Source organism: Acidipropionibacterium jensenii (assembly GCF_005890135.1).
Classification (GTDB): Bacteria; Actinomycetota; Actinomycetes; order Propionibacteriales; family Propionibacteriaceae; genus Acidipropionibacterium; species Acidipropionibacterium jensenii.
The window spans coordinates 1,702,616-1,726,330 of sequence record NZ_CP040635.1 but is presented as its reverse complement, the minus strand read 5'-3'; the positions used below and the strand labels follow the sequence as shown (position 1 = coordinate 1,726,330).

The window sequence follows — 23,715 nt, the reverse complement described above, 5'->3', positions numbered from 1 at the left end:
GGGATCGAGCGAACCTTGGCCGCGTCGCCACAGGGTGGTTGACTGGACCCTATGAAAAAACTCATCAATGCTGTTGAGGATGTCGTCAAGGACTCATTGGTGGGGGTAGCGGCCGCCCATCCTGACTCCATCACCGTCGATATGGAGAACCAGGTGGTGCTGCGCGCCGATGCACCGCACCGGGGCAAGGTCGGTCTGGTCTCCGGCGGCGGGTCGGGCCACGAGCCGCTGCACAGCGGATACGTCGGATACGGAATGCTTGACGCCGCCTGCTGCGGTCAGGTCTTCACCTCCCCGGTTCCCGACCAGATGATGGCCGCCGACAAGGCGGTCGGCGGAGGCGCCGGCATCCTGCACATCGTCAAGAACTACACCGGCGACGTGATGAACTTCGACATGGCCGCCGAGATGTCGGCGGCAGAGTCCGGGACGCGCGTCGAGTCGGTGCTGGTCGCCGATGACGTCGCCGTCCAGGACTCGCTGTACACCGCCGGTCGGCGCGGTGTCGGGCTCACCGTGCTGATGGAGAAGATCCTCGGCGCCGGAGCCGAGGCGGGACGCAATCTCGACGCCCTGCTGGCTCTGGGATCACGGGTCAACGACGGGGGCCGCTCCTACGGTGTGGCGCTCACCTCCTGCGTCGTCCCGGCCGCCGGCGAGCCCACCTTCGAGCTCGCCGACGACGAGATCGAGCTGGGCATCGGCATCCATGGCGAGCCCGGCCGCAAGCGGGCCAAGCTGGGCACCGCGGCCGAGGTGGCCGAGGAGCTCGTCGAGCCGATCCTGGCCGATCTGGACTTCACCGGGGCTCCGGTGATCGCGATGCTCAACGGGATGGGCGGGACCCCGCTGCTGGAGCAGTACCTGATGTGGGGAGAGGTCTCCAAGGTGCTGTCCGGCAAGGGAGTCACCGTTGCCAGGACTCTGGTGGGCAACCACATCACCTCGCTGGAGATGGCAGGATGTTCACTGACACTTCTGAAGGCCGACGACGATCTGCTCTCTCTGTGGGACGCGCCGGTCAACACTCCTGGACTTCGATGGGGATGCTGAAACATGTCTGATCTCTCGGCACAGATGATCTCGACGTGGCTGAAGGACTATGCCAACGTCATCAACGAGAACGCCAGCTACCTCACAGACCTGGACCGCCAGATCGGCGACGCCGACCACGGATCCAACATGGCCCGCGGGATGACCGCGGTGGCAAGCCTGGACCCGGCCTCCTTCGCCAGCGCCTCGGCGCTGCTCAAGAAGGCCGGAATGACCCTGGTGAGCACGGTCGGAGGCGCCTCCGGACCCCTCTACGGCACCTTCTTCCTGCGACTGGGGACCTCCCTGGTCGAGGACGGCGAGCTCACCTCGGCGGCCTTCGCCCGGGCGATCAAGGCCGGACTCGACGGGATCGTCGCCCGCGGCAAGGCCTCCCCCGGGGACAAGACCCTGGTGGACGCCCTCACCGAGGCGGTGCAGGCCGCCCAGCAGGCCGCCGACCAGGGCAAGGACCTGCCCGCCACCCTCCAGGCTGCGTCCTCGGCGGCCGAGAAGGGCCGGGACGCCACCATCGACATGGTCGCCAGACGCGGCCGGGCGTCCTACCTGGGAGAACGCTCCAAGGGGCACCAGGATCCCGGTGCCACCTCGATGGCCCTGCTCATCGACAGCGCCGCGCGCTGCCTGGCCTGACGACGACACGGACTGACGACGACACGGACTGACGGACTGAGGAGAACACTGTGACATCAGCTCAGCAGAGCCCTGCACCGACCGGCGTGGGGATCGTCGTGGTCTCCCACAGTCGACCACTGGCCCGGGCAGCAGTCGAGCTGGCCGAACAGATGGTGCCGACATCCAGGCCGCCGATGCGGATCGCCGCCGGTCTCGACGAGAACACCCTGGGGACCGACGCCACCGCCGTGAGCGCCGCTCTCGAGGAGCTATCCGAGTGCTCGGGAGTGCTCGTGATGGTCGACCTGGGATCCTCGATCCTGTCGGCCGAGATGGCTCTGGAACTGGTGGATCCCGAGCTGGCCGCGAAGGTCAGGGTCAGCCCCGGACCGCTCGTCGAGGGTCTGGTGGTCGCGGTGGTGACCGCCTCCACGGGAGCCGATCTGGACAGCGTCGCCGACCAGACCGCCCGGGCCCTGGAACCGAAGATCCAGCAGCTGGCCGGCTGAGTCCCGGCCCCTGGATGCAGGACCTGAGACACAGCAGACAGGACCGGGGACACAGCACACAGCACAACGGTGCCGGCGGGTGGTCAGACCACCCGCCGGCACCTTGCGTTCACCGGTCGACCGGGCCCCTCACCAGTCGACCAGACCGTCCTGGTCGAACTGTCCGCCCGGCCAGACCGCCCTCACCACACCGGCCGCGGCCAACGCCTTGCGGCACCCCGGGCACGGCTGATCAGTGACGTAGGCGGTCGCCCCGGCGGTGTCGCGGGTGGCGAACAGCAGGGCATTCACCTCGGCGTGGATGGCGATGCAGAACCCCGGCGTCCCGGGGACGTCGTAGTCGCTCAGCCCGGCGACCTCCCCGTACCCGAGATGTCCTCGCGGGCAGGCTCCCTCCAGGCAGTCCGGCCGGCCGGGAGCGGCCCCGTTGTAACCCGTCGCGATGATCCGATGCTCATGGACCAGCACCGCGCCGACAGCGCGCCGGGTGCACTTGGCCCTCGCACCCACCGCCTCGGCGATCCCCAGGAAGTAGTCGTCCCATCCCGGCACGGTGATCGGGGAACCCGGCACACGCTTCATCAGTAGCCACCTCCACAGCTCGACACCGGGCATTCTCGCACTGCCGCGATGCCTCGCGCCCGGTGCGAGCCTCGCGCGCCGGCGCTGATCGGATGGGCAGGATCGGCGATCGGTTGGCCCCAGTACCGGGCAGAAGTGGCCGCGGGCCCGCGCGGACGGGCACGAGGCCGCCCGGTCTCCCTAGGATGACTGCCATGACCGATGCCGTTGACGCCCCCCTCGATCCTGTTCGCCACCCGGATGCCCCCGGAGATCTCGACACCCCGCGGCAGGACCGCATCTCCTACGGGCGCCCGCACCGGGCCGTCATCATGGCGCGGGGGCTGGGCACCCGGATGCGCAAGGCCGCGGAGGGAGTCGTGCTGGCCGACGGCCAGGCCGCCGCCGCGGCCGCCGGGGTCAAGTCGATGATCACCCTCAACGACCGTCCCTTCCTGGACCACGTCATCTCCACCCTGGCCGATGCCGGCTATGACCAGATCTGCCTGGTGATCGGCCCAGAGCACCAGATGATCCGCGACTACTACGACGGCCAGCACACCTCCCGCGTCACGATCAGCTATGCCGTCCAGGCCGAACCGCTGGGCACCGCCGACGCGATCGCGGCCGCCGAGTCCTTCGCCGGAGAGGACCGCGTCCTGGTCATCAACTCCGACAACTTCTACCCCGGCCGGGCGGTCGCCCAGCTCGCCGGGGTGCCGGCCTCGGCGACCCTGGGGTTCTCCAAGCGCGCCATGATCGCCGAGTCGAACATCGATCCCGACCGGATCGCCGCCTTCGCCCTGTTGAGGGCCGACGCCGACCACCAGCTCGCCGAGATCATCGAGAAGCCCGCCCCCGAGGTGGTGGCGGCCGCCGGGGACGACGCCCTGGTGTCGATGAACTGCTTCCTGCTGACCCCGCGGATCTTCGAGGCCTGCCGGCGTATCGACAAGTCGGCCCGCGGTGAGTACGAGATCGTCGACGCGGTGCGCTGGATGGTGCGCCACGGGGAGCGGTTCGACGTCGTCCCGGTCGAGGCCGGCGTCCTGGACATGTCCAACCGCGGCGACATCGCCGCGATGGAGGCCGCCCTGGGTGACAAGCGGATCGTCCTGTGAGCCGCACCGACGCGACGGTGCGCTGGTTCGTGCCCGGACGGATCGAGGTGCTCGGCAAGCACACCGACTACGCCGGCGGGCGCACCCTGGTGGCAGCCGTCGACCGGGGGGTCACCATCACCTGCACTCCCCCGGAGGAGCCGCCCCGGCACGCCGGGATCATCGCACGGTCCACCGCCCTTCCCGGCGATCTGAGGATCAGCGCCGGCACCGACCCGCAGCTGCCGCCGGGACACTGGGGACGGTACGTCCAGACCGTCGTCGACCGGCTCACCGACAACTTCGGCCCGCTGGCGCCCTGCGGGATCACCATTTCCAGCGATCTTCCGCTGGCCAGCGGGATGAGCTCCTCCTCGGCCCTGGTGAGTTCCCTGGTGCTGGCCCTGGCCGACGCCAACGGCTTCACCGGTTCCCGACGCTGGACCCGCGATGTCACATCGCGCACCGACCTGGCCCAGTACCTGGCCTGTGTGGAGAACGGGATGAGCTTCAAGGATCTGACCGGGGCGGCCGGGGTCGGCACCTTCGGCGGCTCGGAGGACCACACCGCGATGGTTCTCAGCGAGACCGGCCGGCTGGGCGAGTTCCGGTTCTGCCCGATCCGCCTGGAGAGGCGGGTGGACTTCGCCGAGGACCTCTGTCTGGTCGTTCTGGTGAGTGGGGTGGCGGCCGAGAAGACCGGCGCCGCCCGCGACCTGTACAACCGCGCCTCCCTGTCGACCCGGGAGATCCTGCGCCGGTGGAACACCGCCACCGGCCGCCAGGACGCCGTTCTGGCCGACGCGCTGGCCGCCGATCCGGGGGCGCTGCGGCTGCACCGGCTGATCGCCGACGACGGCTGGCTGACCCGGCGTCTTGACCACTTCCTGGCCGAGTCGGAGCAGATCATCCCGGCGGCGATCAGCGCTCTGGGAGCCGGCGACCTGGCCGGCTTCGGGGCGGCGGTCGACGAGTCCCAACGGATCGCCGACTGTCTGCTGGGCAATCAGGTGCCCGAGACGATCGCCCTGGCACGGATCGCCCGTCAGGACCTGTCGGCGGTGGCGTCGTGCTCCTTCGGGGCCGGCTTCGGCGGCTCGGTGTGGGCCTGCGTGCCGCGCTCCGACGCCGAGGATTTCGCCGCGCAGTGGCTGGGCCGGTACGCCTCGCGGTTCCCCGACCCGGCCGCCAGGGCAACCACCATGGTGACCCGTCCGGGGCCTGCGGCCAGGAGGCTGTGAGGCCCTACAGTTCGATGTCCTCGTAGGAGCGCGGGTCCTCGATGGTTCCAGGTGTCCCATCACCCGCAACTCCGGCCATCGGGTGATGAGGTCGTCGATGAGGTCCTCCATGACGTCGTGACCGTGTTGAACGGTCCATTCGCCGGGCACCAGCATGTGGAACTCGAGGAAGCGACGGTAACCCGCCTCCCGGGTGCGCACCGCGTGGAACTTGAGGGTCTTGCTGCTGCGCGAGTCGAGGAAGGCCAGGATCTCGTCGTTGACCTGGCTGGGCAGCGCGATGTCCATCAGTCCGGCTCCGGACTGGCCGATCAGCCTCGCCCCGGTGATGAGGATGTTGACCCCGACCGCCAGGGCGACGATGGCGTCCAACCGGTGCCAGCCGGTCAGCCACACCAGCGCGATCCCGACGATCACCCCCACCGAGGTGATGACATCGGTGAACAGGTGGCGCCCGTCGGCGATCAGGGTCATCGACCGGCGGCGACGAAGATCATGATCCCCTCGGTGGCGTCCGAGAAGTACTCGGCCTTCGAGTGGCCGAACTGGTGGTTCTGGTCCGGCGGCCGGATCGAGATCTTGAGGACCACCAGGGCGATGATCGCCGCGACCAGGTTGACCAGGGACTCCGCGGCGTCGGAGAGCAGGCCCACCGATCCGGTCACCCGCCAGGCCCAGGTCTTGAGGACGATGGTGGCCACCGCCGCCGCGATCGACAGCCATGCGAACCGGCTGAGGTCCTCCGGGGGACGATGCCTCAGGCCCGGGTCCCGGGTGCCGCCAGTGTTGTTCACCGCGATGATTCTGCCATTCCAGCTCTTGCGGCGCACCTCACCACCGATTTACGCAACCTGTGTGTTGCACTATTTGAGACGGAACGGCTTTCGGCTGGTCTCCGGGGGATCTGAGAGGTTAGGGTTGGCTTACCTCACCAACCGAGAGGGGTACCGGGACAGATGTCACCGTCGATCGATTTCACCGCCATCAGTGCCGACGCTGTGGCAGCCCACAACCTTTCCGTCGCCCACCGGCTCATGAGCGGTGCCGGCAGCGCCTCCCTTCTCGCCTTCCGGCTGGCCCCCGAGGATCCCTGCTCCGGTCTGGCCCACGGGCTGACGACCTCCGGCCAGTTCGTGGTGGCCGCCTACCGCGATCCCGAGGCCGCCGCCACCACGGCTGCCGACGGACAGCCGATCGAGGTGCGGGTGGACCTGGTCAAGGGGTCCCCGGAACCGTCCGTGCGTCTGGTGACCGCGACCGTGCACCTGGTCGGGACACTGACCTGGCTCGATCCCGACGAGGCCTTCCTGATGCTCGTCCAGGGCGACCTGCCGCCGAGGGTCGGTGAGATCGCCGAGAACCCGGACGGGCGGGTCGGCGTCGTCGAGGCCGGCCGGGTGGTGCTGCGCGACAGCCTCGGGGTGACGCCGATCGACCTCGACACCCTGATCCAGGCCGACCACTGTCCGCGTGCCTGTGACGCCGTGTACCCCGACGCCGATCAGGAGTGGGACGCCTACGACCTCACCGCCTCGGTCGACCAGATGTACCTGCGACGGATCTGTCACGCCGTCGACGAGGGATCGATCGCCGGTGCGGTGTGCTGGCGGCGGCCCTCCACCCACTACTGCGAGCACACCATCGGACGGGTCTTCCTGGCCGACATCGACCGCACCGGGGTAACCCTGATGTCGGTGCAGCCCGATGAGACGATCTCCGCCTTCGCGGCCTTCCGTCACCCGGCCACCACCCTGGACGATCTGGCTGTCCAGTTGAGCTGCCTCATCGAGGACTCCGTCCCGGTCCACTGATCGTCGGCACCGCCCGAGTTCCGGCCTCCCCTACGATCGAGTTATGGAACTTCCCTCCTGGCTGGGCCTGCCCGTTCTCACCTTCGGTCACGCGACCATGCGTCCCCGCCACGGTCTGGTGCTCGCCGGCGGCGGAGCCAGGGCGTCCTTCCAGGTCGGGGCGCTGCGCCATCTCTACGACGTCGTGGGGATCCATCCCGAGGTGATCACCGCCACCTCCGCCGGGTCCGTGGTGGCCTGCACGATCGCCCAGTGGTCGGATCCGGAGGACCAGGCCAGGGCGCTGGCCGATCTGGACCGGATGTGGATGGCCATGCAGGACCAGTCCGAGATGTTCGCCCCTCGGGCCTGGTTCAAACTGCTCCTCGAGAAGGGCCCGGAGTGGACCAAGCTCATCGACCACGACCGCAGCCACCGGCCCCACGGCCTGGCGATACCGCGGATCAGTCTGCCCTTCACCCACTCCCAGGACGGCGCCAGCACCGTGGTGGACCCGGCCGAGCCGGTCGCCGGGGGCGAGGAGTCGCGGATCTCGACCTCGCTGACCGGCCAGGCGGCCACCCTCGACCTGGCCACCCGGGAGATCCCGGTGCCGGACGGCGCGACCTGGCGCCCCTCGGTGGTGCTTCAGGTGCTCAGCGCCCTGTCGAAGCTGACCCGCGACGGGGGCGACTTCCAGGCCATCCTGCGCGGCGCCGACGCCTCCGGATCGACCTACCGGGCCGGTCCGATCCTGTCGCGGCTGCTGGACCCGGCCTGGTTCGACAGTGAGCGTCTGGCCTCCTCCGGGGTGCGGCTGCGGGTGGCGATGGTGGCCCTGGAGTCCGGGGAGCTGCGCTTCATGACCGAGCGGGGAACCCTCGTCGACCGGGACAACCATCCCCTTCCCGGTACCCGCCACGACGTCACCAGGGGGGTGCTGGCCTCCTGCTCGGTGCCGGGGGTGTTCCGCCCGGTGGAGATCGACGGCGAGCACTACGTCGACGGCGGGGTGCGGGAGAACATCCCTGCCGAGATGGCCATCGGACATCTGGGCGTGACCCATCCCTATGTCATCACCTGCGCGCCGCTGGGGCTCTCGCGCTCCGAGGACTTCGGGTCCAAGAACATGCTGGACCTGGCGACCCGCAGCATCGACATCCTCACCGACGAGGCCGGCCGCGACGAGGTGGCCTACGCCCTCAATGCCGGGGCCGAGGTGATCGCCCCCGAGATCGATGTGCACAGCTCGATGACGGTCGATCCGGGGCTGCTGCGAATCAATCGCGACTACGGCTGGATGAGTTCGGCCCTGGTGCACTCGGCCACCGGGGCGTCGACGCACGATCTGGTCAACGAGATCGTGAGGCTACGGATGCGCGGCTGGGAGCTGGAGAAGGAGTGGCTGGCCGGGCGAACCGCCCCGGGGAAGGACGCGACCGCCGAAGCAGAGTCCGGGCCGCAACGCTCCGGGAGCGAGGATGTGATCGCCGAGCTGGCGGAGGTCAAGGGGCGTCTGGCAGACGCCGCCGACCGCCTTCCCCGGCTGCTGCGTCCCGAGGGCGCCGACACCTGGGGCCGGCAGCTCGAGGCCCACGGCCACGCCCCCGAGGGGTTGACGCCGCCCTGGTGAACGCAGCGCACTCCCCTGCCGGGTCCTCGCCACGAGGGGGTGCAGGGGGAGTCGTCTCCCCCGCCTCAACCATCAGCGAAGTGGCCGGCGGGGCGAGTCCCAACCCCCTGCTGAGCCCCGCCACGAGGGGGTGCAGGGGGAGTCATCTCCCCCGCCTCAACCATCAGCGAAGTGGCCGGCAGGGCGAGTCCCAACCCCCTGCTGAGCCCCGCCACGAGGGGGTGCAGGGGGAGTCGTCTCCCCCGCCTCAGGGAGTCGAGAGCAGCGGCAGCAGGTCGTTGACCGAGTCCAGGATGATGTTGGGCCGGTAGGGGAACCGGTCGATGTCCTCGCGCTGGGTGATCCCGGAGAGCACCAGGACGGTGAGCAGGCCGGCCTCGATGCCGGCGACCATGTCGGTGTCCATCCGGTCGCCGATCATGGCGGTCGACTCGGAGTGCGCCTCGATCCGGTTGAGGGCCGAGCGGAACATCATCGGGTTGGGCTTGCCGACGATGTAGGGACGCCGTCCGCCGGTTGCCGTGGTGATGAGCGATGCGATCGCACCGGTCGCCGGCAGCGGCCCCTGGGGGGAGGGCCCGGTGGCGTCGGGGTTGGTGCAGATGAACCGGGCGCCGTCGCCGATCAGCCGGATGGCCTTGGTGATGGCCTCGAAGGAGTAGTTGCGGGTCTCACCGAGGACGACGTAGTCCGGATCGGTGTCAGTGAGGATGAAGCCGGCCTCGTGGAGGGCCGTGGTCAGGCCGGCCTCGCCGATGACGTAGAGGCGGGCGCCGGGATTCTGGTCGGCGAGGAACCTGGCGGTGGCCAGCGCCGAGGTCCAGATGTTCTCCTCGGGGATGATGAGGCCGGCCGCGTCCAGGCGGGCGGCGAGGTCGCGCGGGGTGAAGATGGAGTTGTTGGTCAGGACGAGGAATCGTCGTGAGGTGTCGACCCACCGCCGGATGAGGTCACTGGCACCGGGGACCTCATGTTCCTCACGCACCAGGACGCCGTCCATGTCCGTGAGCCAGCACTCGACTTCTGCAGGTTCTCTCATGGCTCCCAGCCTATCCAGAAGCCGCAACGTCGGTGCGGGGAAAGCGGCCCGGGCCGGGGCCTGTTCCCGGGGCCATCGAGGCCGATGGTGCATAATCCCCAGGTTGGATGCATGTTCTTGCATCGTCGATGTCAGCCAGGAGGACCGTGATGCGGACGCCCACCGCACAGGAGCTGTTCCGGAGACGGTTGCCCGCCGGAGTGAGCGACGAGGGATGCCCCGAGGGGATCGCCCAGACTCCCGAGCGGATTGACGAGTCGCACTCCCTGCGGCGTTCGATGTCGACCCTTCAGCTCACCCTCATCGGGGTGGGTGGCACCGTCGGCACCGGTATCTTCTTCATCCTGTCGCAGGCCGTCCCCGAGGCCGGTCCCGCGGTACTCATCTCATTCGTGCTGGCCGCGGTGGTCGCCGGACTCACGGTGGTCTGCTACGCCGAGCTGGCCTCGACGATGCCCTCCTCCGGGTCCTCCTACTCCTTCACCTACGCGACGATGGGCGAGCTGGTCGCCTTCATCGTGGGAGCCTGCCTCATCCTGGAGTACGGGGTCTCCGCCGCCGCGGTGACCGTCGGCTGGTCGGAGTACCTCAACCTGCTGATGCACAATCTGCTCGGCTTCAGCTTCCCCGCGATCCTGTCTGCCGCTCCGGACGCCGGCGGTCTGGTGAATCTGCCGGCCGTCATCCTGGTCGGGATGTGCCTGCTCCTGCTGCTGCGCGGCGCCTCGGAGTCCGCCCGCGCCAACTCGATCATGGTGATCGTCAAGATGGTCGTCCTGGTGATCTTCGCGGCGATCGCCTTCACCGGCTTCCACGCCGACCACTTCTCGAACTTCGCCCCCTACGGCGCCCACGGGGTCACGATGGCCACCGGTTCGCTGTTCTTCTCCTACATCGGTCTGGACGCCGTCGCCACCACCGGTGGGGAGGTGCACAATCCGCGCAAGGCGGTGCCCCGGGCGCTCATCCTCGCGCTCATCATCGTGACGGCCATCTATCTGCTGGTGGCCGTCTCGGCGCTGGGAGCGCAGCCCGCCTCGGCCTTCAGCGATCAGACCGCCAGCCTGGCGCACATCGTCGAGGGAGTGGTCGGATCGTCGTGGCCGGGTACGGTGCTGGCGGTCGGCGCGGTCATCTCGATCTTCTCGGTGACCCTCATCTGCCTCTACGGCCAGACCCGGATCCTGTACTCGATGAGCCGCGACGGTCTGGTGCCGGCGAAGCTGTCCGAGGTCCATCCCCGGACCCGGGTGCCGGTGCTGAACACCTGGATCGTGTGCCTCGCGGTGGCGGTGCTGGCCGGTTTCCTGCCGCTGGGGATCCTCGCCGATCTCACCAGTATCGGCACCCTGTCGGCCTTCGCCCTGGTGTCCCTGGGGGTCATCATCCTGCGCCGCACCGCCCCCGATCTGCCGCGCGGGTTCAAGGTGCCGGGCTACCCGGTCACCCCGATCCTGTCGATCATCGCGTGCATCTACGTCGTCTCCGGGCTGCACGCACTGACCCTGATGGCCTTCGGCGTGTGGATCGCGATCGCCCTGGTCTTCTACTTCACGTGGAGCCGGCGGCACTCCGAGCTCGCCGCCCCGCCGCGGGATCTGCGCTAGCCTCCCCGGGGCCAGGCGGACCGACCCGGCACCCGCCGCTGAACCGACCCACCCATCTCTCTTCTCACCCACCTCAGTCCTCACCCACCATTGCTGACACGCAAGGAGAACCCATGTCGAGAATCGCCCTCGTCCGCAAGCCCGGCCCGCGTCTCAACGAGGGGCTGGTGGACCACATCGAGCGGGTTCCGGTGGACCTGCCGCTGGCCCTGGAGCAGTGGCAGGGCTACGTCGACGCCCTCCACGCGGCCGGCTGGCAGACCCGCGAGGTGGCCCCCGCCGACGACTGCCCCGACGCCGTCTTCGTCGAGGACTCGGTGGTGATGTTCCGCAATGTGGCGGTGTCCACCCACCCCGGCGCCCCCTCACGGCGCGGCGAGATCGCCGCAACGCGGTCTGCGGCCGAGGAGCTGGGCTGCTCCCTCAACCGGATCACGGCCCCGGGAACCCTGGACGGCGGCGACGTCCTCAAGGTCGGCGACACCGTCTACGTGGGTCAGGGCGGGCGCACCAGTCCGGCCGGCATCGCGCAACTGCGCGCCATTCTGTCTCCCCTGGGAGCGACGGTGGTGGCTGTCCCGGTGACCCGGGTGCTGCACCTCAAGACCGCCGTCACCGCGCTGCCCGACGGGACGGTCATCGGCTTCCCCGACTTCGTCGACGACCCGGCCCTCTTCGAGCGCTTCCTGCCGGTCCCCGAGGAGCACGGCACCGCGGTGCTCTGCCTGTCGGACTCCCACCTGCTGATGTCGGCCTCCGCGCCGCGCACCGCCGAGCTCATCGGGAGCCTCGGATACCAGGTGACGACGGTGGCGATCAGCGAGTTCGAGAAGCTGGAGGGCTGCGTCACCTGCCTGTCGGTGCGGTTGCGCTGCCTGTCCTGATCACAGGAATGCGTCCGAGGGCGACTATTGTGGCCCGAGGCGAGGGATCCACCTGCCGTGCCGTCGGCCAGCACCTTCTCATCGCCCCCAGCCGAAACCCGCACCAGACAGGAGCACGCGTGAGGATCAAGGCCGAAGGCAACGTACCGGCGAGCCCTGAGACAGCACTTTCCCGGTCCATCCGGAGAGTGGCCTCGGGAGACAGCGGTCGGGCCGGCGGACCGGTCCTCGGTTCCGCCCACGCCAAGGCGATCCTGTTCGGCGAGCACGCCGTGGTCTACGGCGCCCCGGCGGTGGCGATCCCCCTGCACGCTCTCACCGCGGTGGCCGAGGTGAGCCCCCGACGCGAGGGCACCCGGATCCACAGCGCCCTGTTCCACGGCGACGCCGATGACGCCCCGGCGCGCATCCAGCCGCTGCTCGAGGCGATCTACTCCGCCCAGCGGCACACCGGCATCTCGGACATGGGGGTGGAGCTGCGGCTGGACAGCACGGTCCCCTACGAACGCGGACTGGGGTCCAGCGCGGTCGTCGGAGTGGCGGTGGCCCGGGCCGTTGCCGCCCTCGCCGGGGTCCAGATGGACGCCGACGAGATCTTCGAGGTGGCGATGGACTGCGAGCGGATCGCCCATGGCCGATCGAGCGGACTGGACCCGCGAACGGTCATCTCCGAGGTGCCGATCCGCTTCCACGGCGGCGAGGTGGCGCACATCCAGGTGGGTGCGCCGCTGGTCTTCGTCCTCGCCGACAGTGGCCACGCCGGCTCCACGGCGCGCGCGGTGGGTGCGGTGCGTGCCAGTCTCAAGGCCGATCCGGAGAGGATCTCCGGCCTCATCGACCGGCTCGGCGAGATCGCCGAGGGCTCTCTGGACCAGTTGGCCGCCGGCGACCGGGAGGGGCTGGGCGCCCAGATGTTCGAGGCCCACCGTCACCTGGCCGAGCTCGGGGTGAGCGACGTCGCCCTGGAGCGGCTTGTCGACGCGGCCCGTGCCGCCGGCGCCACCGGGGCCAAGCTCACCGGCGGGGGGCGCGGCGGATGCGTCATCGCTCTGGCCCGCGACGACGAGCACGGGGCGCGGTTGGAGCACGCCCTGCGGAGGGCCGGTGCCGCCCGCACCTGGCGGACCACCGTCTCCCAGGCCTGAGGACTGCGGCATGACGACGGCCACCGCCCGCGCCTTCCCGAACATCGCCCTGGTCAAGTACTGGGGGAAGCGCGATGAGCGACTCATCCTGCCCGACGCCGGGTCGCTGTCGCTGACCCTCGACCAGCTCGCCACCACCACGACGGTGACCCTCAAGGATGAGCCGGGGGACGACCTGTTCGCCCTCGACGACAGGCCCGCCTCGCCGGCGGCGGCAGCGCGCACCAGCGAGTTCCTGGACATCGTGCGGCAGTGGGCCGGCGATGACCGGGCGGCCGTCGTCCGATCCCACAACGAGGCCCCCACCGGGGCCGGGCTGGCCTCCTCGGCCGCCGGTTTCGCCGCCCTGGCTATGGCCGCGGCGGCCGCCTACGGACTGGAGATGGACAGCCGGGAGCTGAGCCGGTTGGCCCGCCGCGGTTCCGGATCGGCCTGTCGCTCGGTGGTCCCCGGACTGGCCGTCTGGCACGCCGGCGACGACCAGGCCTCCTTCGCCGAGCCGATCCCCGGGCCGGATCTTCGGCTCGTCACGGCGATCCTCTCGGACCGGCCCAAGGCGATGTCCAGCCGCGAGGCGATGCGGCTGAGTCACGAGACCTCCCCCTTCTACCCGGCCTGGGTGAGGTCCACCGAGCTGACCCTGGCGCAGATGCAGGCCGCCTGCCGGGTCGGTGACATCGAGCGGATCGGTCAGCTCACCGAGTCCCACGCGCTGCGGATGCATGCGGTGATCGCGTCCTCGATGCCGCCGGTGCGCTATCTGGCCCCCGGCAGTCTCCAGGTCTTCGACGCCGCCCAGCAGCTGCGCCACGACGGGGTCGTCGCCTGGGCGACCGCCGACGCCGGACCCAATGTGTGTCTGCTCACCACCCCGTCCGACGCCCCGCGGGTGGCCGCGGCGGTGGCCGGCCTGGGGGTGGCCGATCCCGACCGGGTGCACGTCATGGGTCCGGGCCCCGGCGCCGCCCTGGTGAGCCCGGAGCCGACCGAGGAGATGGCCCGATGATCGAGACCCGTGCCCCCGGAAAGCTCTACATCGCTGGCGAGTACGCCGTGGTGGAGCCCGGCCATCCCGCCATCCTGGTGGCGGTCGACCGGTGCATCACCGTCCGGCTCACCGAGGGGTCCCGGATGGGCCGGGTCCACTCCACCCGGTACGGCCACGGCCCGGTGACCTGGGTGCGAGACGCCGACGGGCGGATCGTGGTGGACCGCAGCCCCTACGACTACGTCACCGCCACCATCGCCGTGATGGAGCAGTTGCGCGCCGAGCGCGGCCTGGCTCCGCGCTACTTCGACCTGCACATCGACTCCGAGCTGGACGACGAGGACGGTCGCAAGTTCGGTCTGGGCTCCTCGGCCGCCGTGACGGTGGCCGTGGTGGCGGCCCTGGACGAGTTCTACCAGATGGGTCTCAGCCTCACCGAGAGGTTCCGGATCGGCTTGCTGGCCACCGTGGAGGTGGCTCCGCGGGCCTCCGGCGGGGATGTCGCGGCCAGCACCTTCGGCGGTTTCGTGCACTACGTCTCCCCCGACCGCGACGCCCTCCGGCGCACCGCCGGCGCCCAGGGGGTCGAGGAGACCCTGGGGGCCCCGGTGTGGCGCGACTGCCGGGTCGCCCAGCTCGGGCCGCTGGCCGGGCTGGACCTGCTGGTCGGCTGGACCGGGTCGCCGGCCTCCACCGAGCGTCTGGTGGAGAGGGTGCACCTGGAGCGGGTGCCCGGGGACAGCGGGGACGCCGACGCCCACTACGAGGCCTTCCTGGCCGGGGCACGGACCGGGGTCGATGAGCTGGTGGCGGCGTGGAGCCGTGATCCGGCGACCGTGCTGCGGGTGATCGGCTCCTTCCGGACCCTGCTGCAGGGCCTGGGCAGGCTGCGCGGCACCAGGATCGAGACCGATCAGCTGCGCGCCCTGTGCGATCTGGCCGAGGCCTCCGGAGCGGCCGCCAAGCCGTCGGGGGCCGGCGGCGGGGACTGCGGAGTCGCTCTCATGCCGCACGGCGGTGCCCACGACGGGTTGCTGGACGCGTGGCGGTCCAACGGCATCCTGCCCCTGGATCTGAGCCCCTACCCGGCTCAGCGCGACCCTCGCGGAGCGACCCGATGAGCGCCCTGCCCAGTGGACCCGACTGGGGTCACGACGCGGCTCAGCGCCACGACCGCAAGGAGGACCACGTCCGGCTCGCCGTCGTGCAGTGGTCGGGCCGCAGGGACCAGGGCGAGGGCGGTCCCCCGCGCCCGGGAGGGTCCCCGGTCAACGAGTTCGACGACCTGGAGTTCCTGCACCACGCTCTGGGGGCGGTGCCACTGGAGGAGGTCGACCTGGGTGTCGAGCTGGCCGGCCAGCGTCTGGAGTCGCCGTTCTACATCAACGGGATGACCGGCGGCACCGAGCACACCGGTCACATCAACCGGCAGCTGGCCATCGCCGCACGGGAGACCGGGCTGGCGATGGGGTGCGGTTCGGTGTCTATCGCCCTGGACGATCCGTCCTGCGCCGAGGGGTTCCGGGTGATCCGGCGCGAGAACCCGCGCGGGCTGGTGATGGCCAACATCGGTGTGGGACGGTCGGCCGATGACGCCGTGAGGGCGGTCGAGCTGCTGGAGGCCGACGTCCTGCAGGTCCACGTCAATGCCGTCCAGGAGACGGTGATGCCCGAGGGCGCCCCGCGCTTCGCCGACTGGCGCGACGGCATCGCTCGGATCGTCGAGGCGGTGCCGGTCCCGGTGCTTGTCAAGGAGGTCGGATTCGGGCTGAGTGCCCGGACCCTGCGTCAGCTCGCGGAGATCGGCGTCCGGTACGCCGACGTGTCGGGACGCGGCGGGACCGACTTCCTGCGGATCGAGAACGACCGGCGCCCCGGGGCCGACTACGGCTATCTCACCGGGTTCGGGCAGTCGGCCCCGGCCTGTCTGCTCGACGCCGGCCGACTGGGGTTCGAGGAGCACCCCGCCCTGCTGGCCTCCGGCGGGGTGCGCAACCCGCTCGACGTGCTCAAGTGTCTGGCCCTGGGAGCCGGATCGGTGGGAGTGGCCGGATCCTTCCTCAGCGCTGTGGTGGACGGCGGCGCTGCCGCCCTGGTGGAGCTGATCACCAGCTGGCAGGTGCACACCCGGGAGCTGGCCGCCCTGCTGGGGGCCCGCGACGTCGCCGGGCTGCAGCGCACCGATCTGCTGGTGCGCCGGGGCCTGGCGGAGTACTGCCAGCTGCGCGGGATCGACGCGGGGGCCTACTCGCGGCGCAGCGAGGCCTGACCGCTGCTGCGCAGGATCACTCGGTCGGCGGCAGGGAGTTGAGCCCGAGGGTGCGGAAGATGTGATCCTCGACCCGGTCCAGTGGCAGGTCCGGGTGGAATATCAGCCATTCCAGACCGGCAATCAGCGTCGCCCCGACGATGGCCGCGGCGCCGATCCGGCTGTCCGGGCTCTCCTTGCTGACGACACTGCCAGTCTCCTCGGCGGAACTGCCGCTCTCGATCGCATCAAGGGGCCCCATCAGGCCGGTGCGCCAGCTCGAGACCGACTCCCGCCAGGAACGATCGGTGCGGAACACCTCCGAGGCCAGTACCCGTGCCGAGTCGGGGTGCTCGTGCATGTCGGCGAGCAGGGTCGCCACCACCGCACGCTGCAGCGCGGCGCCGGTGAGACCGCGCGAGGCATCACGGATCGAGTCGGAGACCCGGGCGGCGTGCTCGTCCATCAGGGCCTCCACCAGACCCGCCTTGGAGGTGAAGTTGTAGTAGACGCTGCCCTTGGCGCTGCCCGAAGCCAGCGCGATGTCGTCGACCGAGGTCGCCGAGACGCCGCGGGTGGCGAACAGGTGGGTGGCCGCATCCAGAATCGACTGCGCCGTCGCCCCCCGTCGCCCGGGTGATCTCGTGAGGGCATGTGACTCCTGCCCCGACTGCGGCTCGACAGGTACGTCTCCGCCGGTTGTCATGACTCCTCCATCTCACCGTTGAGCGTTCCGCACCGGGTGGGGTGTCGACCGGACTCCGCCCGGTCGGCACCCCACCCGGTCCGTCATCAGATCTTCAGGGCCGGGTGCAGCCGCGACAGGGTCCAGGTGCGCTTGCGCGCTGCCAGGATCGACGAGAGCACCAACGAGACCACGAAGATTCCGGCCATCACTGCCACCGCTGTCCAGAACCTCGGCCCGATCGAGCCGGTGATCGCCTGCCTCAGTCCGTTGACCACATAGGTCATCGGCATCCACGGGCTGACGGCCTGGAAGAATCCCGGTTCGGTCTGGATCGGATAGGTGCCACCGGCCGAGGCCAACTGCAGCATCAGCACCGAGATGATGATCACCTTACCGATGGCCGAGCCGAAGCCGATCTGGAGCATCTGTTGCAGGGCGAAGAAGGCGGCGGCCACCAGGAGAGCGAACAGCACGGTCGCCACCGCGTGGTTGGGGTTGATGCCGATAGCGAAGTGCATCACCGAGAGCATGATGAAGACCTGTCCCACGGCCAGGGTGAGCGCCGAGTTGAGCGATCCCCACGCCATCCGGAACCCGCTGACCGAGGTCATCAGGGCCCGCGACTGGAGCGGGCGCAGCAGCAGCCAGGCGACCAGCGCACCGACCCACAGGCCCAGGCCGATGAAGAACGGTGCGAAGAACTCGCCCCACGACGCCGCCTGGTGCAGGTTGTGCTTGGCCAGGCCGACCGGTGAGCTGACGGCCCTGGCCCGCTGGGTCTGGACCGACGCGGAGTCGTGGGGGATCTGTCCGGCCCCGCTGCTCAGCTTGTTTCCCAGCGTGGTGGCGCCGTGCTCGAGGGTGCTCAGCCCGGTGGTCAGGGTCGGCGTCCTGGCAGCCAGGGTGGCCGCGCCGGAATCGACCTTCGTGGTGGCGCTGTGGATCTTCTGGGCTCCCTGGTCGAGAGCCGCGACTCCGCTCACCAGCGCCGGCACCTTGGCGTTGAGCTGGCCGGTTCCGGAGGCCACCTGCTTGCCACCGGCGGCCAACTGATTCGCGCCACTGGTGAGGGTGGTGGCCCCAGAGGCGAGTGCACCGGCCCCGCTGCTGATCTTCGAGGTCCCTGCGGCGAGCTGCTGGCTGCCGGCACTGATCGCCTTCGCCCCGGCGACCAGGCCCCTGCCGGGGTCGGGGTTGGTGAATCCACCCGACAGACTCCTGGCCCCGGTGTCCAGCTGCGCCAGGCCCGCGACGAGCCCCCTGTCGGAGTGGGGGTTGTTGAGCCCGTCGCTGAGCTGGACGAGTCCCTTCTGGAGGGTCGGGATGCCGGTCGAGGCCTTCGTGCTCATCTGGGTGATACCGCTCGACAGTGCCTTCGACCCGACCATCAGCTGGTTGATCGATCCCTGGCTGCCGCTGAGGGTCTTGGCGCCGGTGGCCAGACTGGCCGAGCCGCTGGCGAGTTCACCAGACCCCTTCGTCAGAGTCTGGGCGGCTCCGGACAGGGTTGGCACCGATCCGGACAGGGTGGACAGTCCGGTTCCCAGCGGCCCGTTGCTGGAGACGGCGCCGGCGAGCGACCCCGCTCCCCTGCTGAGCTGCGAGCTGCCGCTGCTGACCTGGGATGCTCCATCGGCCAGGCTCTGGGCCGCCGCGTGCACCGACGTCGTGCCGCCACTGGAGTAGATGCCGTCGCGCACCTGCGAGGCGCCTGCGGCAAGGTCGGAGGCCTGACGCTGGGCACTCTGGCCAGTGCTCGTCTCCAGGCCGGAGAGAATCCGGTTGGCACCGGCGGTGTCGCCTCGGTCGAGCTCGGCTCTGGCGGCGATGACGGCGGCATTGATCTGCTTGAGCTGGGTCGCGGTCTGGTCGGTACCGGCCGCGACCTGGGCGGCTCCCTGGTGGAGCGTGGAGTCCTTCCCGGTGGCTGCGGCCAGGGTGCGTGCGCCGCGGCTCAGCGAGGTCGCCCCGTCGGCGACCTGACTGGCCCCGGTCTTGAGGGATCCCGAGGCGGTCTGGGCTCCCGACAGCCAGGTCTGGGCCCCGCCGGTCCAGCGCTTCGCCCCGGATGCGAAGGAGGTCGCACCGGAGGAGAAGGTCGTGGCCCCGGAGGAGAAGTGGCTGGCTCCCGTGGACAGTTCCGAGACGCCGGTCACCAGAGTCCCGAACTGGTTGGCCAGCCGGGTTGCTCCGTCGGCCAGGGCCGGTGCCCCCGACGTCGTGTCGGCGGCCTGGGCCAGACCCTTCTGGAGGCCGGTGAGATCGGAGGCTCCGTTGGACAGCTCCGCGGCTCCCTTCCCGGCGGTCCGGGCGCCGGCCAGTGCGCTGTCGAGGCCGGTGCTGAGGTGCTGGGCGCCGGCGGAGGCGGTCGAGACGCCGGTGACATATCGGGCCTGGGCATCGCTGAGGTCGCGTGCACCCGAGGCGCCGCTCGCCGCTCCGGAGGCCAGCGAGTTGATGCCGTTGACCAGGGTCGGGGTCTGCTTCTGGAGCGCGGTGAGTCCGGCAGACAGCTGCTCGGCGCCGGTGTTGAGCCGCGACACCCCGCTGGCCATGGTCGACACCTTGCCTGCGGCGCTGGCGGTGCCATCGGCCAGCGTTCCGGCCCCCGCCGCCAGCTGCGCGGTGCCGGCGGCGAGTTCTCTGGTCCCCACGCTCAGCGTCGTGGAACCGTCCTTGGCCTTCTTGAGACCGTCCTGCAGGACGAAGGCGCCGTCGGAGGCCTTCGTCATGCCGTTCCGGGCGTCACCGAGTCCCACGACAAGGGTCTTGGCCGCCGTCTGCCCGATCTTCTGGGACACCACGTCGCGGATCTGGGTCATGGCGTTGCTGCCGAGCTCGGTGGCCAGGAAGGAGTTCGAGTCGTTGTAGGTGACCTTGATCTCGGCGGAGGTCGGATCCTGGCTGCCGAGGGAGACGATGTCGGAGGAGAAGGTCGCAGGGATCGTCACCGAGAAGTAGTACTTGCCGGACTTCACGCCGTCGGCCGCGGTCGAGGAGTCGACCAGGTGCCATCCCAGTGGCTTCCGGTCGACCAGTGTGGTGACCACATCGGTGCCGGCGTGGACGGTCCTGCCGTTGCTCTGAACGGCGACGTCCTGGTTCACCAGCGCCACCGGCAGGTCGTCAAGACGGTCGACCGGGTTCCAGAACGCCCACACGTACATGGCGCCGTAGAGCAGTGGGATGAGCAGCAGCACGACGAGGGCCATCCGGGTGATGGGCTGCCGGAAGAACCTCTTGAGTTCGGTTCCGTGAGATGTCCAGGCGAACATCACGCCTCCTCGGCGATGTCGGTGGTGGTCAGATCAAGGTGGGACGGCTCGGTCGTCCAGGGGATGCGGTCGAGCTCGTGCGCGTCGGTCGTGGAGGCGACCACGGTGACACCCGATGCCGCGATGGCGTCCAGCCGCGACCAGACGGTGTCCTGGTCGGACAGGTCGTGGAGCTGGTCGACGGCGTCGACGGTGATCAGCGCCGGACTGCTGGCAAGAGACAGGGCGATACGCAGCAGCAGGTTCGACGGCTCGTCCAGCTCGTAGACGCGGGTCTTCGCAGTGGGAACCGGCAGATCGCCGAAGGCGAGCCGGCAGATCTCGGCGATCTGCTCGTTGCCGGGGTAACGCACGATCTTGTACCAGGGCGCGAGCCAGGCGAGACGTTCGCGGACGGTCGAGCGCACCGTCACGACGTCGTCCAGATCGTCGAGACCGGCGACCCCGGTGACCGAGGTGTGGCGCTGGACCCAGCGTTCCGCGGCGGGCAACTGGTGCCCCAGGACCTCGAGTCGCGATCCCCTCGAGGGTCGCATCCGCCCGGCGAGGGTGAGCATCAGGGTGGACTTGCCACTGTCCGGAGGACCGGTGACGATCCCCAGATGCCCATCCTCCAACGTCCAGTCGAGGGGTCCGTAGACCAGACCTCGCCTGCTTGCCAGGTGAAGGTCCCCAGCCTGGATGGCGAGTTTCGTCATCACACTCTCCTGTACCTACGCGCGGTGCGACCTGCACCCGTCGAGCACTATACTGACCGGTCAGTACAAATCAGAATCGATGAGATGGCGCCCCTGTCGCGTCCGTACAGTCGCGTCAGTACTGACGGGTCTGCGCCAGCGGGTCTGTGCCGGCAGGCGTGCGGCACCCGGCGGAGTGGCTCACAGCCAGCTGCCCGCAGACCTCGGATGAGGACGGGCGGCAGATCCGACCCCGCCCCATTGCCCCCGATATGACGCCATGTGCGGCTTCCACAATGACGTCCACGGTGTTTTCGTGGCTCATGTAATTCGATGGCCCGAACAGCAGAAACGGCGCAGCCCGCTGGAAATTCCCCAGTTCTCCCACCTCGGAAAAGAAGACCAATACGTGGGATTTATCACCCCACTGCCGATTGCGACTAGTGTCCGCCGTGGAGAGGCGCTGCCTCTCCACAGTCATGAAGGAGAGTTGCTGCAATGCCCAACGAGATCACGATCCCGAGGGATCCCGAACCGCCCCTGACTTCAGGAGGACCCGATCTCATTCATCGCATGGTCGCCGAGGCGATCGGCACCATGGTCCTGGTCGGTGGCGGCATCGGCACAGCGATCCTGGCGGCAGTGTTCCCCAGCGCCAACAACAACGTGGTGGGAGTCGGCCACCTCGGCGTGGCTCTGGCCTTCGGCCTGACCGTGGTGGTCGGCGCCTACGCCTTCGGCCCGATCTCCGGCGGGCACTTCAACCCGGCGATCACCCTGGGAGTGGCGGCCTCCGGCCGGTTCCCCTGGAAGGACACCGTCGGCTACATCGTCGCCCAGATCATCGGCGGCTTCGTCGGCGCCTCGGTGATTGCTGCGATCGCCTCGTCCAAGGCCGGGTTCTTCTCGGCTGCCAAGGCCACCGGTTTCGCCTCCAATGGTTACGGCGCCCACTCCCCCGGTGGTTTCGGAATCACCGGTGCGATCATCGTCGAGATCGTCTTCACCGCGATCTTCGTGCTCGTCGTGCTGGGCACCACGGCCAAGATCGCCCCGGCCGGCTTCGCCCCGCTGGCCATCGGTCTGTCGCTGACCCTGATCCACCTCGTCACCATCCCGGTCGACAACACCTCGGTGAACCCGGCCCGCTCGATCGCCGCGGCGATCTACGGCGGCTCGGCCAACCTGGCCCAACTGTGGGTGTTCATCGTGTTCCCGATCATCGGCGGCCTCATCGCCGGTTTCATCTACCGTCCGATCTTCGGCAAGAAGTTCACCGAAGCGGCGTGATGATCCGGTAGCACCGAACCCGTCGCGGGGCCCGCGCACATTCTCGAATGTGCGCGGGCCCCGTCGCATTGCTGGAGGGTCCCACGACCCGGACAGACGCCCCCCGAAAACAACGTCTCGATGTGTGCGGGCACACCGAAACGGATCCGAAACCTTGACGCGAAGAGCCGGTAATTCTGGACCCACAGCATGCTGCCCCATAGGCGGCACCGGTTGCCAGGACGGTGTTGGAGAGCTCTGAACGGCGCTACCACTTCCATCATCGGAGGCCGATCATAGGAAGCTCAGCTGAGTACCCCGCCCTCATCAATGAGATCGGGGATTGCCGCTGGTCAGCGGCTCATCGGGGAGTGCCCCCACTGGGACTCGAACCCAGGACCCACGGATTAAAAGTCCGTTGCTCTAACCAACTGAGCTACGGGGGCCCGATCAGTCTAGCGATCCATCGCCGGGCCTGTCTTCCGTGACAAGCTGTCCCCATGGCAGTCCCGGTCGGCATGTGGGTCATCCTCGGGATCGGTCTGGTCGCGCTACTGGTCGCCGCGCTCGCCGACCGTCGATCCCGACTGCACGCCGAGGCGGAGATGGCCGCGCTGCCCTCCGGTCGCCGTCTGGCGCGGATGTCGCAGAACCTGTGCACTCACCTCGACGCACTGCTGGAGGCCGAGCACCTCACGATCCCCGCCCGGCTCGCCGACCCCCGCGCAGCCTCTCACCTGTCCCCCGAGGACGTCCCCACCGCCGTGCTGGAGCATGCCAGGGTGATCACCTGTCCCGAACCGCTGGACGGCGCCCGTCTCATCCAGGCCATCCTGATGGGCGATCCCGACCAGGGGGATCTCGCCATCGTGACGCCGGCTCTCGACGAGTTCGCCCTGGGAGTCGTCCTGGCCAATCATCTCCACGGGTCCCGTGCCGTCGTGCCCGTCATCGCCACACCCGAGGAGTGCGCGCAGATCACCCAGGCCCTGAGCAGTACCGCCACCACCACCGCCGGGATCCGCAGCGGATGGCTGCCCGCGGAGGTCTGGGCGCACGCCGAACTCGTTGTGAGCGACGCGATCTCCACGACCCTGCTGCCCTCTTCCCCGGGGACGACATCCCCCGAAGTCTCAACTACCACATGAGGCTTTACTGAACTTTTCTCAGACTCCCCACGGGGTCTCTCATCTCCTTGCAGTGCTCCCCCTCCGAGTCCTCACAACGTCTCATAGATCCTTGTCGGAGGCTGCTCACTGGCCTCAGAGTGCTGTCCTCACCACTTAAAACTGCATCGTTGTAATTATTGCCACGCACACGGCGTTTCGTCTTGACCTGATCGCATCATCGACCTGCTCAGGGCTGGTCAGGCCCCGGGCAGAACTCGTAGATT

20 protein-coding genes, 1 tRNA gene and 1 pseudogene are annotated in these 23,715 nt (G+C 69.4%); 15 read left to right on the top strand and 7 right to left on the bottom strand.

What is annotated here, in order from left to right:
• The first annotated feature begins 51 nt into the window (after positions 1–51).
• From dhaK to dhaM, 3 genes are read left to right on the top strand one after another with little or no spacing between them, the layout of a single operon-like run.
• Complete coding sequence (gene dhaK, locus FEZ32_RS07600; RefSeq protein WP_028702668.1) at positions 52–1,053, top strand: dihydroxyacetone kinase subunit DhaK; 1,002 nt, start codon at positions 52–54, stop codon at positions 1,051–1,053.
• Positions 1,054–1,056: 3 nt separating this feature from the next.
• Positions 1,057–1,686 (top strand): dihydroxyacetone kinase subunit DhaL, encoded by a 630-nt coding sequence (dhaL, locus tag FEZ32_RS07595; RefSeq protein WP_028702669.1) that lies wholly within the window; start codon positions 1,057–1,059, stop codon positions 1,684–1,686.
• A 50-nt stretch (positions 1,687–1,736) separates the two neighbouring features.
• The gene (gene dhaM / locus FEZ32_RS07590) at positions 1,737–2,177 is read left to right on the top strand and encodes a dihydroxyacetone kinase phosphoryl donor subunit DhaM (RefSeq protein WP_138680353.1); all 441 of its coding nucleotides are present in this window, start codon (positions 1,737–1,739) and stop codon (positions 2,175–2,177) included.
• Between the two features lie 129 nt (positions 2,178–2,306).
• Here the strand turns inward: dhaM and FEZ32_RS07585 are convergent, their stop codons facing one another.
• Complete coding sequence (locus FEZ32_RS07585) at positions 2,307–2,759, bottom strand: deoxycytidylate deaminase (RefSeq protein WP_028702671.1); 453 nt, start codon at positions 2,757–2,759, stop codon at positions 2,307–2,309.
• Between the two features lie 311 nt (positions 2,760–3,070).
• Between FEZ32_RS07585 and FEZ32_RS07580 the strand changes: the two genes are divergently transcribed.
• Positions 3,071–3,859 carry a nucleotidyltransferase family protein gene (locus FEZ32_RS07580; RefSeq protein WP_244937972.1) on the top strand — a complete coding sequence of 263 codons (789 nt, stop codon included), beginning with the start codon at positions 3,071–3,073 and terminating at the stop codon, positions 3,857–3,859.
• A complete protein-coding gene (locus tag FEZ32_RS07575) occupies positions 3,856–5,079 on the top strand; it encodes a galactokinase family protein (RefSeq protein ID WP_028702673.1) in 1,224 nt (407 codons plus the stop codon). Before FEZ32_RS07580 ends, FEZ32_RS07575 begins: the two co-directional genes overlap by 4 nt.
• A 4-nt stretch (positions 5,080–5,083) precedes the next feature.
• Here FEZ32_RS07575 and FEZ32_RS07570 read toward each other — a convergent pair.
• Positions 5,084–5,873: pseudogene (locus tag FEZ32_RS07570) on the bottom strand (cation diffusion facilitator family transporter).
• Positions 5,874–6,035: 162 nt separating this feature from the next.
• On the opposite strand from FEZ32_RS07570, the gene FEZ32_RS07565 reads away from it, so the two are divergent.
• A complete protein-coding gene (locus FEZ32_RS07565) occupies positions 6,036–6,890 on the top strand; it encodes a hypothetical protein (protein ID WP_028702675.1) in 855 nt (284 codons plus the stop codon).
• Between the two features lie 43 nt (positions 6,891–6,933).
• On the top strand, positions 6,934–8,502 hold the full coding sequence (locus FEZ32_RS07560) for a patatin-like phospholipase family protein (RefSeq protein ID WP_138680351.1): 1,569 nt from the start codon (positions 6,934–6,936) through the stop codon (positions 8,500–8,502).
• A 247-nt stretch (positions 8,503–8,749) separates the two neighbouring features.
• Here FEZ32_RS07560 and FEZ32_RS07555 read toward each other — a convergent pair whose 3' ends face one another.
• Entirely contained in the window at positions 8,750–9,541 is a 792-nt protein-coding gene (locus FEZ32_RS07555; protein WP_036981065.1) for an HAD-IIA family hydrolase, read from the bottom strand.
• Between the two features lie 149 nt (positions 9,542–9,690).
• On the opposite strand from FEZ32_RS07555, the gene FEZ32_RS07550 reads away from it, so the two are divergent.
• From FEZ32_RS07550 to fni, 6 genes are all read left to right on the top strand, one after another.
• On the top strand, positions 9,691–11,148 hold the full coding sequence (locus tag FEZ32_RS07550; protein WP_138680350.1) for an amino acid permease: 1,458 nt from the start codon (positions 9,691–9,693) through the stop codon (positions 11,146–11,148).
• 113 nt (positions 11,149–11,261) lie between these two features.
• Positions 11,262–12,032 (top strand): dimethylargininase, encoded by a 771-nt coding sequence (ddaH, locus tag FEZ32_RS07545; RefSeq protein WP_097798382.1) that lies wholly within the window; start codon positions 11,262–11,264, stop codon positions 12,030–12,032.
• 188 nt (positions 12,033–12,220) lie between these two features.
• The gene (gene mvk, locus FEZ32_RS07540) at positions 12,221–13,177 is read left to right on the top strand and encodes a mevalonate kinase (protein WP_036981067.1); all 957 of its coding nucleotides are present in this window, start codon (positions 12,221–12,223) and stop codon (positions 13,175–13,177) included.
• 10 nt (positions 13,178–13,187) lie between these two features.
• A complete protein-coding gene (mvaD, locus tag FEZ32_RS07535) occupies positions 13,188–14,183 on the top strand; it encodes a diphosphomevalonate decarboxylase (protein WP_028702680.1) in 996 nt (331 codons plus the stop codon).
• The gene (locus FEZ32_RS07530) at positions 14,180–15,286 is read left to right on the top strand and encodes a phosphomevalonate kinase (protein ID WP_138680349.1); all 1,107 of its coding nucleotides are present in this window, start codon (positions 14,180–14,182) and stop codon (positions 15,284–15,286) included. Before mvaD ends, FEZ32_RS07530 begins: the two co-directional genes overlap by 4 nt.
• Positions 15,283–16,434 (top strand): type 2 isopentenyl-diphosphate Delta-isomerase, encoded by a 1,152-nt coding sequence (fni, locus tag FEZ32_RS07525; RefSeq protein WP_097798379.1) that lies wholly within the window; start codon positions 15,283–15,285, stop codon positions 16,432–16,434. Before FEZ32_RS07530 ends, fni begins: the two co-directional genes overlap by 4 nt.
• 16 nt (positions 16,435–16,450) lie before the next feature.
• Here fni and FEZ32_RS07520 read toward each other — a convergent pair whose 3' ends face one another.
• From FEZ32_RS07520 to FEZ32_RS07510, 3 genes are all read right to left on the bottom strand, one after another.
• Complete coding sequence (locus FEZ32_RS07520) at positions 16,451–17,119, bottom strand: TetR/AcrR family transcriptional regulator (RefSeq protein WP_138680348.1); 669 nt, start codon at positions 17,117–17,119, stop codon at positions 16,451–16,453.
• 86 nt (positions 17,120–17,205) lie between these two features.
• Complete coding sequence (locus tag FEZ32_RS07515; protein WP_138680347.1) at positions 17,206–20,376, bottom strand: YhgE/Pip domain-containing protein; 3,171 nt, start codon at positions 20,374–20,376, stop codon at positions 17,206–17,208.
• Positions 20,376–21,074, bottom strand: coding sequence for an ATP-binding cassette domain-containing protein (locus FEZ32_RS07510; protein WP_138680346.1), 699 nt, complete (start codon positions 21,072–21,074; stop codon positions 20,376–20,378). The genes FEZ32_RS07515 and FEZ32_RS07510 overlap by 1 nt, the downstream gene beginning before the upstream one ends.
• Positions 21,075–21,551: 477 nt before the next feature.
• Here FEZ32_RS07510 and aqpZ point away from each other — a divergent pair, with 477 nt between their 5' ends.
• Positions 21,552–22,343, top strand: a complete 792-nt coding sequence (gene aqpZ, locus FEZ32_RS07505; RefSeq protein ID WP_084648462.1) for an aquaporin Z — start codon at positions 21,552–21,554, stop codon at positions 22,341–22,343.
• Positions 22,344–22,694: 351 nt separating this feature from the next.
• Here the strand turns inward: aqpZ and FEZ32_RS07500 are convergent.
• Positions 22,695–22,768, bottom strand: a tRNA-Lys gene (locus tag FEZ32_RS07500).
• 54 nt (positions 22,769–22,822) lie between these two features.
• Here FEZ32_RS07500 and FEZ32_RS07495 point away from each other — a divergent pair.
• Positions 22,823–23,470, top strand: coding sequence for a hypothetical protein (locus FEZ32_RS07495; RefSeq protein WP_138680345.1), 648 nt, complete (start codon positions 22,823–22,825; stop codon positions 23,468–23,470).
• Positions 23,471–23,715: the final 245 nt, after the last annotated feature.

What these genes read in the sequence shown, in the direction of transcription:
- FEZ32_RS07495 (WP_138680345.1), top strand. Translation starts at nt 22,823, where the DNA reads ATGGCAGTCCCGGTCGGCATGTGGGTCATCCTCGGGATCGGTCTGGTC.
- FEZ32_RS07560 (WP_138680351.1), top strand. Translation starts at nt 6,934, where the DNA reads ATGGAACTTCCCTCCTGGCTGGGCCTGCCCGTTCTCACCTTCGGTCAC.
- FEZ32_RS07580 (WP_244937972.1), top strand. Translation starts at nt 3,071, where the DNA reads ATGGCGCGGGGGCTGGGCACCCGGATGCGCAAGGCCGCGGAGGGAGTC.
- FEZ32_RS07555 (WP_036981065.1), bottom strand. Translation starts at nt 9,541, where the DNA reads ATGAGAGAACCTGCAGAAGTCGAGTGCTGGCTCACGGACATGGACGGC.
- dhaL (WP_028702669.1), top strand. Translation starts at nt 1,057, where the DNA reads ATGTCTGATCTCTCGGCACAGATGATCTCGACGTGGCTGAAGGACTAT.
- FEZ32_RS07585 (WP_028702671.1), bottom strand. Translation starts at nt 2,759, where the DNA reads ATGAAGCGTGTGCCGGGTTCCCCGATCACCGTGCCGGGATGGGACGAC.
- fni (WP_097798379.1), top strand. Translation starts at nt 15,283, where the DNA reads ATGAGCGCCCTGCCCAGTGGACCCGACTGGGGTCACGACGCGGCTCAG.
- FEZ32_RS07520 (WP_138680348.1), bottom strand. Translation starts at nt 17,119, where the DNA reads ATGACAACCGGCGGAGACGTACCTGTCGAGCCGCAGTCGGGGCAGGAG.
- FEZ32_RS07510 (WP_138680346.1), bottom strand. Translation starts at nt 21,074, where the DNA reads ATGACGAAACTCGCCATCCAGGCTGGGGACCTTCACCTGGCAAGCAGG.
- dhaK (WP_028702668.1), top strand. Translation starts at nt 52, where the DNA reads ATGAAAAAACTCATCAATGCTGTTGAGGATGTCGTCAAGGACTCATTG.
- FEZ32_RS07530 (WP_138680349.1), top strand. Translation starts at nt 14,180, where the DNA reads ATGATCGAGACCCGTGCCCCCGGAAAGCTCTACATCGCTGGCGAGTAC.
- mvaD (WP_028702680.1), top strand. Translation starts at nt 13,188, where the DNA reads ATGACGACGGCCACCGCCCGCGCCTTCCCGAACATCGCCCTGGTCAAG.
- ddaH (WP_097798382.1), top strand. Translation starts at nt 11,262, where the DNA reads ATGTCGAGAATCGCCCTCGTCCGCAAGCCCGGCCCGCGTCTCAACGAG.
- FEZ32_RS07515 (WP_138680347.1), bottom strand. Translation starts at nt 20,376, where the DNA reads ATGTTCGCCTGGACATCTCACGGAACCGAACTCAAGAGGTTCTTCCGG.
- aqpZ (WP_084648462.1), top strand. Translation starts at nt 21,552, where the DNA reads ATGCCCAACGAGATCACGATCCCGAGGGATCCCGAACCGCCCCTGACT.
- FEZ32_RS07565 (WP_028702675.1), top strand. Translation starts at nt 6,036, where the DNA reads ATGTCACCGTCGATCGATTTCACCGCCATCAGTGCCGACGCTGTGGCA.
- FEZ32_RS07550 (WP_138680350.1), top strand. Translation starts at nt 9,691, where the DNA reads ATGCGGACGCCCACCGCACAGGAGCTGTTCCGGAGACGGTTGCCCGCC.